Source organism: Desulfitobacterium sp. (assembly GCF_034927245.1).
In the GTDB taxonomy this organism is placed as follows: domain Bacteria; phylum Bacillota; class Desulfitobacteriia; order Desulfitobacteriales; family Desulfitobacteriaceae; genus Desulfitobacterium_A.
In genome coordinates, this window is sequence record NZ_JAYFQK010000068.1 from 1 (window position 1) to 11,454 (window position 11,454).

The 11,454-nt window shown below is 40.6% G+C and carries 13 protein-coding genes and 1 pseudogene; 1 reads left to right on the plus strand and 13 read right to left on the minus strand.

Annotated elements, in window-relative coordinates:
• The 7 genes and pseudogenes from VB077_RS15515 to glmS all read right to left on the minus strand — a co-directional run.
• Positions 1-423: restriction endonuclease subunit M (locus tag VB077_RS15515; protein ID WP_323416167.1), on the minus strand; the 423-nt coding region annotated here is incomplete at its 3' end.
• A gap of 343 nt (positions 424-766) precedes the next feature.
• The gene (locus VB077_RS15520; RefSeq protein WP_323416168.1) at positions 767-1,342 is read right to left on the minus strand and encodes a hypothetical protein; all 576 of its coding nucleotides are present in this window, start codon (positions 1,340-1,342) and stop codon (positions 767-769) included.
• An 85-nt stretch (positions 1,343-1,427) separates the two neighbouring features.
• Complete coding sequence (locus VB077_RS15525; RefSeq protein WP_323416169.1) at positions 1,428-2,660, minus strand: glycosyltransferase family 4 protein; 1,233 nt, start codon at positions 2,658-2,660, stop codon at positions 1,428-1,430.
• Positions 2,661-2,737: 77 nt separating this feature from the next.
• Positions 2,738-3,724: a polysaccharide biosynthesis protein gene (locus VB077_RS15530; protein ID WP_323416170.1), complete on the minus strand. Its 987-nt coding sequence runs from the start codon at positions 3,722-3,724 to the stop codon at positions 2,738-2,740.
• Between the two features lie 5 nt (positions 3,725-3,729).
• Positions 3,730-4,362, minus strand: a complete 633-nt coding sequence (locus VB077_RS15535; RefSeq protein WP_323416177.1) for a DUF1796 family putative cysteine peptidase — start codon at positions 4,360-4,362, stop codon at positions 3,730-3,732.
• A 30-nt stretch (positions 4,363-4,392) separates the two neighbouring features.
• Positions 4,393-5,304: an NAD-dependent epimerase/dehydratase family protein gene (locus tag VB077_RS15540; RefSeq protein ID WP_323416171.1), complete on the minus strand. Its 912-nt coding sequence runs from the start codon at positions 5,302-5,304 to the stop codon at positions 4,393-4,395.
• 295 nt (positions 5,305-5,599) lie between these two features.
• A pseudogene (gene glmS / locus VB077_RS15545) lies at positions 5,600-6,742 on the minus strand (glutamine--fructose-6-phosphate transaminase (isomerizing)); the annotation flags it as partial.
• A 282-nt stretch (positions 6,743-7,024) separates the two neighbouring features.
• Here glmS and VB077_RS15550 point away from each other — a divergent pair.
• On the plus strand, positions 7,025-8,095 hold the full coding sequence (locus VB077_RS15550; RefSeq protein ID WP_323416172.1) for an HD-GYP domain-containing protein: 1,071 nt from the start codon (positions 7,025-7,027) through the stop codon (positions 8,093-8,095).
• Between the two features lie 181 nt (positions 8,096-8,276).
• Here the strand turns inward: VB077_RS15550 and hgcB are convergent, their stop codons facing one another.
• From hgcB to VB077_RS16655, 6 genes are all read right to left on the minus strand, one after another.
• Positions 8,277-8,567, minus strand: coding sequence for a mercury methylation ferredoxin HgcB (gene hgcB / locus VB077_RS15555; protein WP_323416173.1), 291 nt, complete (start codon positions 8,565-8,567; stop codon positions 8,277-8,279).
• A gap of 20 nt (positions 8,568-8,587) precedes the next feature.
• Positions 8,588-9,592, minus strand: coding sequence for a mercury methylation corrinoid protein HgcA (gene hgcA / locus VB077_RS15560; protein ID WP_323416174.1), 1,005 nt, complete (start codon positions 9,590-9,592; stop codon positions 8,588-8,590).
• A 20-nt stretch (positions 9,593-9,612) separates the two neighbouring features.
• Positions 9,613-10,026, minus strand: coding sequence for an arsenate reductase ArsC (locus VB077_RS15565; protein ID WP_323416175.1), 414 nt, complete (start codon positions 10,024-10,026; stop codon positions 9,613-9,615).
• Between the two features lie 38 nt (positions 10,027-10,064).
• Complete coding sequence (locus tag VB077_RS15570) at positions 10,065-10,382, minus strand: metalloregulator ArsR/SmtB family transcription factor (RefSeq protein ID WP_323416178.1); 318 nt, start codon at positions 10,380-10,382, stop codon at positions 10,065-10,067.
• A 281-nt stretch (positions 10,383-10,663) separates the two neighbouring features.
• A complete protein-coding gene (locus tag VB077_RS15575) occupies positions 10,664-10,978 on the minus strand; it encodes a TIGR04076 family protein (RefSeq protein ID WP_323416176.1) in 315 nt (104 codons plus the stop codon).
• Positions 10,979-11,085: 107 nt separating this feature from the next.
• Entirely contained in the window at positions 11,086-11,307 is a 222-nt protein-coding gene (locus tag VB077_RS16655) for a DnaA N-terminal domain-containing protein (RefSeq protein WP_416337078.1), read from the minus strand.
• Between the last annotated feature and the right edge of the window lie 147 nt (positions 11,308-11,454).

Consider the following 11,454-nt stretch of genomic DNA (forward strand, 5'->3'; position numbering starts at 1 on the left):
CTCTTTCACTTGTCTGAGTGTGTATTTCAAAACCTGCGAACCTTGCAGTCCCAGTTGGAATTGCTTCTGAATTAACTTATCTTCATTAAGTAGATAAACCAAATACTGTGAATCAATATTTTCATGGGGTATCAACTTAACATAGTTTTGGGTGTAGAGATAACCCTCGTGCGCAATTCTTACGATCGTTGAAATTCCGGATATTAGACTAAATACGACATCTTCCGTATACAGCGTATTGACTTTATCTAGCGTTCTAACTTGCTTATGATCAACGTTTGATGAAACGATATCAACCAAGTCATCCGCTATATCAGGTTGACCATAATAAGTATAAAGTGGAGCATTCACATCAGACACTTCAGTAATTCTAAATTGAGGTGATCCGCTTACCAATTCAACCATCTCGCTCAGCTTCTTCATATGAATTGTGCCTTTCTGAAATTAAGTATTTCTTGACGATGTAATCATATCAAGAATAATCTTAAAACACAAGCATTAAACTATTTAATTTTAAAAAATTACATAAACCTAGAAACTATAACCGCAAAAATCAATCCCTCCAACTCAACCCGACAACATTCAGGTCACATGATAAATTAACATATAAAACAAAGAAATTCGTCAAACACGCAACCCACACGTATTTGACGAAAATCAATTATCAAAAATATATCTGGTCCTTAAACAACTCTACGGCCAACTCATCCAGAAGCTCATAGAAATGGATTAAGAAAGTGCCCTGTTATGGGGACTTAATTGTACACTATGCCAATTGAAGAATAGAATCCGGAAGCTGATAATCCTTAGGCAAAGTGGCTTTGATTCGCTGCCAAACCTGATCATCAACCAAGAGACTGGGATGCCTAGACGCTGTAGGGAAAAGGTTGCGGTAGTGCTCAGCTGTCATCGGCAGAAGAATATTGATAGACTGAGGGTTAGGAATAACGTAATCGTTAGGAATACATTTAAAAATATTCTGCCAGGTACGAAAATTACTGAAATGATTGTCTGAAATAATATATTGGTCGCCGTCTGAACTGTCATTTAATTCAGCATCGACTGCTGAATCATCATCGTCTACTGGTTCAGCATCGTCTTCTGGCTCAGCGTCGTCTACTGGCTCAGCATCGTCTTCTGGCTCAGCATCGTCTTCTGGCTCAGCATCGTCTTCTGGTTCGGCATCGTCTTCTGGCTCAGCATCGTCTTCTGGTTCAGCATCGACTACCGGATCAGCATCGACTATTGGATCAGCATCGACTATTGGTTCAGCATCGACTATTGATACAGCATCGACTATTGGTTCTACGCTAACCTTTAATGGTTCTGTGCCGTCGTCCATATGAGTCACGTGTTTTATCCAACACCCGAAATATATAAATACCCGTGTTAACATATTTATAAACCTAGTCCATATGATACTGAGGCTAATCATTAAAATTTCGTCTCCTTTCCGTAATAGCTTTTTGATAAACTTCTACGGTTTGATTTACTATTTTGTCTAGTGACCAATGAGACAAAGCCCAGTCCTTAGCTGTAGAACCAAGTGTAATTCGAAGAGATTGGCTTTTCAGCAACTTACTCAAATTGGCACATAAACACTCTATATTTCCTACAGGTGTCAATAAACCTGTAACTTTGTGTTGGATCATTTCAGGCAATCCCCCTGCGTCACTGGCGATAATCGCTTTTCCCGCAAGTTGGGCTTCAATAATTGATAAAGGCTGGTTCTCAATAATGCTCGGAAGTACGAAAATGTCAGCTTGTGCCAATAAACTTGGGATATCATCTCGATTTCCTAAAAATATAACATCTTCTTCCAGTCCTAGGACCTTACACTGAAGGCGAAGTTCAGCTAGCTTATCTCCCTCTCCGGCAATCCAGCAAATCCAATCTTGACGTTCTTCCTTTAGTCGCCCGAGTGCATCAAGAAGATGATCCACACCTTTAATTTGAACTAACCGGCCTGAATACATGATTACTTTCTTATTAGCGGGACATTTAATCTCAGATTTCTTCCTCATTAGATGGAAAAAATTCTCAATATCATAACCATATTGAAACACTTTGATTTTCTCGTTGGGAACACGGAATTCATCGGTTAGTATTTTTTTCATCCATTGATTACAGAGAATGACGTATTCTGCTGATGATGCGCCGTTATACTCCAGTTGGTCAAAATATCTTCTAGCCATATAGGAGGTCGGAGACTTGTGGATGGTCTCTAACTGAAGCCTTATCTCGTGTGCAACAGATCCATGGAGGGAGGCGACAAGGGCCGCTTTTGGGGGTCTAATTCGGTTGATGCTTACGGCGGAAATGACATCTTGCGTATGAATGACGTCATAGGATTCCAAACCGAAATAGGCGGTGGACAACTCAAAAAGATAACGACGGAATTCGGTATACTCTATAAGCTTATTCATATAGATTTCAGGGTAATCAGTTTCATTCAGCATTGATTTAAGAAGCGGCAGTAACTTATCTGTATTAAGCTGCTTTTTATTAACCAAGTGCACAAAACTTCCGGCTTCATCACCATAGCCAAGTAAATCCACCTCATGATTTAATGATTCCAGCTTTTCTTTAAGTTGTAACATATACGGCCATACGCCTCCCAAATGAGGGATATTCCAATAGGTTGCAAGCAAAATTTTCATTTTTTCATCTCCTTTATGTAGGACAGATGCCGGGGAACATGTGCATCTGTCATCAGATTACTGTCTAATTAATATAATTATTGAGACAAATAGCCCTCTTCAGTTAGTATTTGTTTGATTTCTGCTTTGTTCATGAGGAGGTTCCCTGGAAAAGATTCCATTTTTACGGATGGGCAAGAAGCATAAGCTTCCTTTAAGGCTGGTATCTCAATCGACGGAAGTATTACCAAGTACCGATTTTTCAAAACCACCGAATTGTTACTTTCAATCGATGAGAGAAAATCTTCATTAAGTTTTTCTCCCGGTCTAATTCCTATCTCGATAATTTTTGTATCTGCCGTACCATAAGCTTCGATCAATACCTCAGCTAAGTCTAGTATCTTCCATGGCGACGACGTCAAAATGAAAGTTTCTCCGCCTTTTCCTTCTTCGGCCGCCGTTAGTAAAAGTTCCGTTGCGGATTTCGGGGTCATAAAGAATCGGATCATCTTTTTATCTGTAATACTGATATTACGTTTTTCTTTTAGTTGCTCAATAAATAGATTAAGGACACTGCCATTGGAACCGAGGATATTAACTCCTCGTACATTCACGAATTTCGTCTCTTCTTTTTGTAGATTCGCATATATGATAAGCTTTTCACCAATCGCTTTAGTCATTCCGTAAAAGCTGACCGGATTTGCTGCCTTGTCAGTTGAGATATTGATAACTTTTTTTACACGATTTATAGTTGCAGCTTCAATCACATTTTGTGTTCCAATTACGTTCGTTTTCCAAGCCTCTAACGGCTGTTTTTCGCAGATGGGCACGTGCTTCAGCGCGGCAAGATGAAAAATGAAATCTACCCCTTCACACGCTTTAATCAAGGTGCTGAGATCTCGGACGTCACCTATAGAAGATATCAATCTTGGGTCATCAATTTCACGATCCATCTTTACTTGGATGGTTTCGTTACGTGAGAAGCTAATAATTCTTTGCGGATTGTGAAGTAATAAGCGCTTTATCAACTCCTGTCCCCATGAGCCTGTTCCCCCGGTAACCAAAATGGTTGAGTTTGTGAACATGGTCTTCACTCCTTATTGCTAATATGAATGTCCTTAAGAAGTTCTGCCCAGAGGCTATCATTTGCGGTAAACTTATTATCGCTGGGAAGTTGAATTGCGCACACTTTTTCCAAAGGCCAATTGTCTTCAACCAACTCTTTAACACTCGTATGATTAACAAGAAGCACCCGAAAATCATTCTTGACCAAACCCGAAAGGACCTTTTCAAGCTCTTTAGCTTCTCCCAGATCGCCTTCTGTCCGAATAAAAAGTATACGTTGACAAGAGTTTACTTTTTCTAGAAAACGACGAATACGACGATCAAACTTTTCTCTTACTTCCGCATAGCTGCCTAAATGAGACAATGAATTCTTTCCTACCTCAAAATCGTGATTGGACACAAAATGGTAGGCATCGTCTGATACACAAATATATTTTTCTCCGGCATAACCGATAACCCGTAAATTGGGAAGGTCCATAAATCCAATAAAACGATTCTTTAAAAGACGATTAACATCAGATAACTCAGGAGTGGCCATCCAGTCCAAAACTCCTGCGTAAGGCCTAAGGTTGTTCTGTCTCAGTTTAAGGGAGCCAATGCAAAGATCCCCTAGGCTGAATATGGCATCATACGTTCCATATAAGTCTTGAAGGCGCACTATCAACAACATCTCCTTTTATTAATAATCCTATTTTTTTGAATAGGTATAGGTGGCGGCTAAACCGTCTGACAAGTCTATCAGCGGCTGCCACTGCAGCAGTTCATACGCCTTTCTGTTGTCTAGGCAACTGTGCTTCACATCTCCTTTATTGGCTGGAGTATAGATGATTTCGACCGGCGATCCATGAATTTGGAACAATGTTGAGACTAATTGGTTTACTGAAGTCTTTCTGGAGGAGCTGACCTGAATGATTTCCTGATCTCCCCGCTCAGCAGCAGCCTGAATTGCCCGGATTACATCCTTTACATATATAAAATCTCGCGTTTGTTCGCCATCACCATGAATGTTAAGTTGTTTTTGGGCATGGATTCGATCCAAAAAAACGGCGACTACTCCACCCTCTCCTTTGGCAATTTGCCCCGGGCCATAGACATTGCTGAAGCGTAGGATGGTGTAGGAAATTCCATAAAGTTGATGGTAAAGGAGAATATATGACTCGGCGGCCCATTTAGATAAACCATAATAGGAGATGGGTGATACCGGATCTTCTTCTGAAATGGATTCCTTATGCAGATCTCCATACACAGCTGAAGAAGATGTGAAGATTAGTTTTCGAACCTGGGCCTCCCGACAAGCCTCAAGAAGGTTGATTGTTCCACAAATATTCACCTGAGCATCATATTGCGGATCCTGAAGAGATTTCTGGACATCTGTCTGAGCAGCCAAGTGAAAGACAACATCGGGTTTTTCACGTACAATAACGGCCTTGGCATCTCTACTGCGTATATCCATCTGGTGGAATACCGCAAGCGGGTGAGAAATATACGACTGTCCAGATACCAGATTGTCTATTATGGAAACTTCAATACCTTGGCAAAGAAGAAATTCCACAAGATGGGAGCCAATGAAGCCAGCTCCTCCAGTCACGAGGACTTTCATATTCATTCTCCTTTTACATTTTGTGTATCCTATGCATATTAGCAGTGTTAGGTGAGTAGGGTTTTGGTGAAAAAATAAGCCTTTGTGTGTGAGCCACGCATGGCGATTAACTAGGCGGTGAAGGTCTACTAGGGGGCTTGCAGTTGCCAACCATTAGTCAAGAGCAACGGTGTCTATCATGAAGTGAATGAAATAGCCTGGAAAGAATAAAATGTACCCTATAGAGTAGACAACGAAAAAAAGTCTACCCTACAGGGTACATTTGTTATAACAAGTAAAATAACGAAGTGGAGAATCAGGTAGGTTTATCCACGTCACAACCTCTGGCCACCGATACATAATAAGCGAGCAGCTGAAGCGGAATGACGGTTAGAATCGGGGCGAGTTCAGCAACTGTTTTGGGTAAATAGATGACATGATCCACGGATTTAGTGAGATCCGTGTTCCCTTCGAACGTAATCCCGATCACTTTGGCATCCCGGGCTTTGACTTCTTTAATATTCGATACGGTCTTATCATAGACATCCATTTGAGTAGCAATCGCAATGACCGGAGTTTGTTCAGTAATCAGAGCGAGAGTCCCGTGTTTTAACTCTCCTGCAGCATACGCTTCCGCATGAATATAGGAGATTTCCTTCAATATTAAAGCGCCTTCCATAGCGACATTCCAGTCAAGACTTCGGCCAATGAAGAAGGTATCTTTAACTCCGACAAAGGATTGCGCAAAATCCTTGATATCTTTCGCTTGTTCCAGCACTTCTTGCGCTTGGGCAGGAATCTCTTTGAGAGCGGTAATGACTTGCCCAATTTTCTCAGGAGTCAATGTCCCGCGAGTCTGTGCTAAATAGAGACCGAGTAAAACCATTCCTTCAAGCTGGGTCGTATAGGCCTTGGTCGAAGCGACCGCAATTTCAGGACTGGCCCAGGTATAGATGGAATCATGCGCTTCACCGGAGACAGAACTTCCGACGACATTCGTAACGGCAACAACATGCGCGCCTTGTTTTTTCGCTTCACGAAGCGCCGCCAATGTGTCCGCTGTTTCTCCGGACTGGCTGATCACAATGACCAAGGTGTGTTTATCAATCAAAGGAGAACGATATCGGAATTCCGAAACGATATCCACTTCTACAGGTACCCGCACCCAGCGTTCAATCAGGGTTTTACCCACTAAACCGGCATGCCATGCCGTTCCGCAAGCAACGATAAAGACTTTATGGAGGTCTTTTACTTCCTCGGCGCTCAGATTAAATTCCTGAAGGACGACCTGTTGCTCCTCTAAACGACCTGTCATCGTATCTTCTAAGGCTTTGGGTTGCTCAAAGATTTCCTTGAGCATGAAGTGATCATAGCCGCCTTTTTCAGCAGCCACTGTATCCCACTTGACGTCATACAGTTCTTTAATTTTGGGATTGCCATCAAAATCGGTCACTTCGACTCTCAGTATAATCTCCCCCAGTCCCAATTCACTCAAAAAGTATTTTCAGCTGTTAATGTGTTTTTTTATTCTATGCCCACGCCATAAAAGTGTTAGATGGTTAGCACTTACTCTCTCATTAAACACAAATCCAACATATACTTTCGAATTCTGTTCTTTTTAGGAAAAATATGCTGAGATAATAAATTATAAAAGGAATTGGAAAAAACTTGGCGAATTTGTATATGTTATTAATTTATTGCATTATTAGAAATAATTATAAATGGAACAGGAGTCTTAATAATGCGTTTAGTAAATATTGCCTATGTAGATGAAGGTTCTGTGCTTGCTAAACCTTTGGTAGCTTCTAATGGCAAAGTACTTTTACAGGCGGGAATAGCATTATCAAGAAGTTATATCAATAAATTAGCTCATCTGGGTTTTGATACAATGTTTATCGAGGATGCTACTTTTGAAGATGTTGAGATTACTTCAGCTGTGTCCTTAAAAACCCGTGAAGTTGCTTATGCAGCTGTTCAAAGTATAAATAAGAATATTGATGAGTCACGGCTTCTTTCAGGTAAGTTAGATGAGGTTAAGAGTGCTGTTCGAAATATTATTAGCGACCTTCTTGATAACAAAGGATTGCTAGGTAATGTAATTGAGATTCAGGGTTATGATGATTATACCTTTCATCATTCTGTAAATACTACGATCATTGCTTCGATTATGGGGATTTTCATGGGTTGGTCGGATGACAAATTATTAGAACTCGGAATGGGTATGCTCATGCATGATGTAGGAAAGATCAAGGTTCCATCAGAAATCTTCAATAAAAAAGAGCCTTTGACGCCGGAGGAGTTTGATGAGATCAAGAAGCATTCGGAATACGGGTTCGAAATTCTAAGAAAAAACCGTGATATCAATATAGTTTCGGCTCATATTGCGCTGCAACATCAGGAACGCTGGGATGGGAGCGGCTATCCGAGGGGGTTAAAAGGAACTCAAATCCATGAATATGGGAGACTAGCAGCTATTGCGGATGTTTACGAAGCACTTACCAGCAAAAGGATTTATCGTAACGCCCATCAGCCTTATGAGGCTTATGAATATTTAATTGCTAATTCCGATAGGCTCTTTGAACCTAAATTAGTGAAAAATGTCTTTTCTAAATGCATAACTCCCTATCCAACCGGTACAGGTATCCGCTTAAGCAACGGACAACGGGGTAATGTGGTAAAACAAAACCCCTGCTTCCCAACCCGTCCTTATGTTCGGATGACTCATGAATTTTATAGTCGTCTATTTTCACCTATTGATTATAACCTAGCAGAACATCCTTCACTTATGATAGTCGGAATCGAGAATAGATAGTCATTTGTTCTGATTTGCTCCCATCAATCTGATATCCCCGCAGGTATCTGATATCATTATAAATTTAAAGGCGTCGAATACGACGCCTTTAAATTATTTCTTGCCCGCTGCTGATCATTCTTTTAACTCCAGTGCTCCAGCCTTTTTACCAGTCGAATCAAGTACCCATTATTCTCAGAAATTAACAGCAACTACCATCTGAACAATCGCAACTTGGCTCAGTTCCAGTTAACCAACCCTTAATTATGGCAGACGCACACCCCACTCCCGGATTAACTGCTAGGGCTTTAAACGGGCAATTCTTAACACATGCACCACATTCAATGCAGCTGTCCTTCTCCGCGATTTCCGATTTACCGTTACTCATAACAAAAACATGGTGTGGACAAACCTCAAGACACTTTCCACAGCCTGTGCATTTATCGGGTTCGATTCTCAATGTAGAGACATTTTTTAAATATCGGTTTTTCATGGATCACATCTCCTTAATGCTTAAATAAAACTGCTGGATAGAATTAGAACTGCACCTAAGGCTATCGAAATAATCATCGCCGGAATAGCTATTTTCATCTCTTTTAAGACTCCGGAAAAAGAGGTAAACGTTGATGAGCCTGTAAAGTTCATTGCTAAGTAAGCAGATACAGGAGGCAATATCAATAAATAACCCAAAGCCTTTAATAGATTATACTCGGGCGCGGATGGCCATTCATTCAACACGTTAACAATGATAATCCAAATAAATCCCAATAACCAGCCTTTCCATGCAAAAGCCCGTCCCGGTATCCAAGGCAACAATACCGGGGTAAGGACACATCCTACAATAACAGCACCAATATAGGCATAAAAATCAACAACGCCAAAAGGCCCGGCGCCTATAAGATTCAATAAAAATAGCACTCCAAAAATCATTAAGGAAATCTTAATGGTACTTACAAGTTCAATCGGTGTTAACACAAGCCGATCATAAGCACTGAACTTTACGGTTCGCATTTCATCTGTGGCCTTCATCCCCAACCCAATAAACTCTTTGATATCCTTGGCTCTAACCGGCCCATAGATTACCTTAAAACCAGAATACTTTTGTACCTCGTGCGCACTGACACCCGGTGCTCCTAATTGAGGCAAAATTAAGGTTTTATGAGAAACAACCTTTTCAAGTTGAACAAGCGCAAGGCGATTTAAAAGCTCTGTGGTGCCAAACGTGCCTTTGCCTGCGGCACACCAAACATTAACTCCTTTTGTATCCAGAACAAGAATCCAGGCGTCGAAATCAGTTAGCTCTTTTCTCAGTGCGTCAAAGGTCATTTTATAATTGGCGGTGACCAGTACAGGTGCATTTGAATCCGGATTGCCTAACTGATAAAGCCCCGGCTCTATTTTATAGTTCATTCGGTTGATTCCCCAACGGGCCTTCCAAGAACCTAAAACATCCTGAGTTGTCAATTGACTTGAGGTTGGTAAAATCTTCACTTCCCTGCTCGTGGTGATGTCCAACATACATCATACTCCTTTTCTAATTAGACCCTTATCTCGTGGTTGGATATTCGTTTCTTTAAGTCTAAAATCTTGCTTTCTATTATGCTAGCCGTCCTCATAAACTCATCGTCACTCTTGCCTGTTGGGTCTTCCAGTCCCCAATCCTCCCTATGCTTACAAGGTATATAGGGACAGTTTACATTACAGCCCATTGTAATAACAATATCCACCATAGGAATATCGGAAATAAGCTTTGAATACTGTGTTTCTTCCATATTCACGCTGTACAGCTTTTTTATAATCCGAACAGCATCTTGATTAATCTGAGGTTTTACTTCGATACCGGCTGAGTATGAATCGAAAACATCTGCGGCAAACTTTTTGCCTAAAGCCTCTGCCATCTGCGAACGACAAGAGTTATGAACACAAACAAATGCTACCTTAACTTTAGCCATATTATTTCATCCTTTAACTTACATATTTTATAATATTATTAGCACTCACATTTGCCCCGTCCCTCATTGCAATTTTCCTTTAACTTTGTAAGTTCATCAAGAAGGTTTTTCGCTGCTTCGCAGCCCTCCTTGCTTAAAGAATAATGCATCCACCTTCCTTCCGGTCGACCTTCCACAATCCCGGATTCAATAAGTATTTTCATATGGTGTGATAACGTCGATTGTCCTATATGAAGCCCTTCTAACATTTCGCAAGCGCATCTTTCGCCACTTTGAAGCATTTCAATGATCATTAGGCGATTCGAATCACAAAGCGCCTTAAACACTTTGGCGTTCCTTTCGTACTTATTTTGTATGTTCATTTCAGTACCTCAAATCTAATATTTTCGATGTGTTAAGTATATGCTTCACATCGAAAAATATCAATATATCTTTATACCTACTTGTCACTACCATTCTTTAGCAAGTAGATATGCAAAGAATGGTATGTAAAACTTTGTTTTACCTTTTGAAGTGAAGCTTAATGACACGCTTGAAAGAGACGGCTGAGAGCAGCCACCATCTTTGATTCTCTGCCTTTTTTCTTCACGCTCTACATTTTCAACAAAACATATACCTCGAAATTCAAATTTATCCCTTACTCCGAATCCTCATCCAGTGTCTCAATCAAAAAGCTTACTGGACGGAATCCGTCATTACACGAAATCATTGCTGACTTCTTATTCCTCATCCAGCCGTCATAGAAATCTTCGCCACCGTGAGCAAGAGTCATAACGAAAGCGGACATACTTTCCCATGCACTGTTACACATGCCCTTTGGCTTTTCCCAGCCATTGGCAATATATATTTGTCCGACTTTCACGTCACAGGCGTGCTGTATCGGATTTTCGTATTGATCTATCAAATCCTGATAGATCGTTTGTTTCATCACCGTGATTTTTACTTTTTTCATACATTACACCAATCTTTCCTTTTAACCTCCCCAACGGAGTCTGACCCCCTCAGGATTCGTTGCTGCAACATAAGAAATTATGTTCTCAGAGTTAAATCCAAATTCATTTAACAAATATGATAATCACCCTTGAGGTTTTCGTCCTTTTCAAAATCTATAGTGCTTTTCTTATCCATATCGCAAATTATGATATCTTTAATACTGTCATCAATAGATTTAACTGCAGTTTTTATCAATTTATAGTACCTGCCCTTTATCCAATCAGTAATAAATTCGCTTGGAGAAAGCAGCATCAGATTTTGTCCTTCCATCCGAGATGACAACGGCAATATCCAAGTTGTGACCGCGTACGCTAAATGGCGGTGAAAGACTTAGCGCCAAAGGCGCTGATACAAAATGGTGATAATGCAGGAAAAATGACGATAAACGGAGAAAGCCATCCCTTGTAAAAAATGCAAGGAGATGGCTTCTTCATC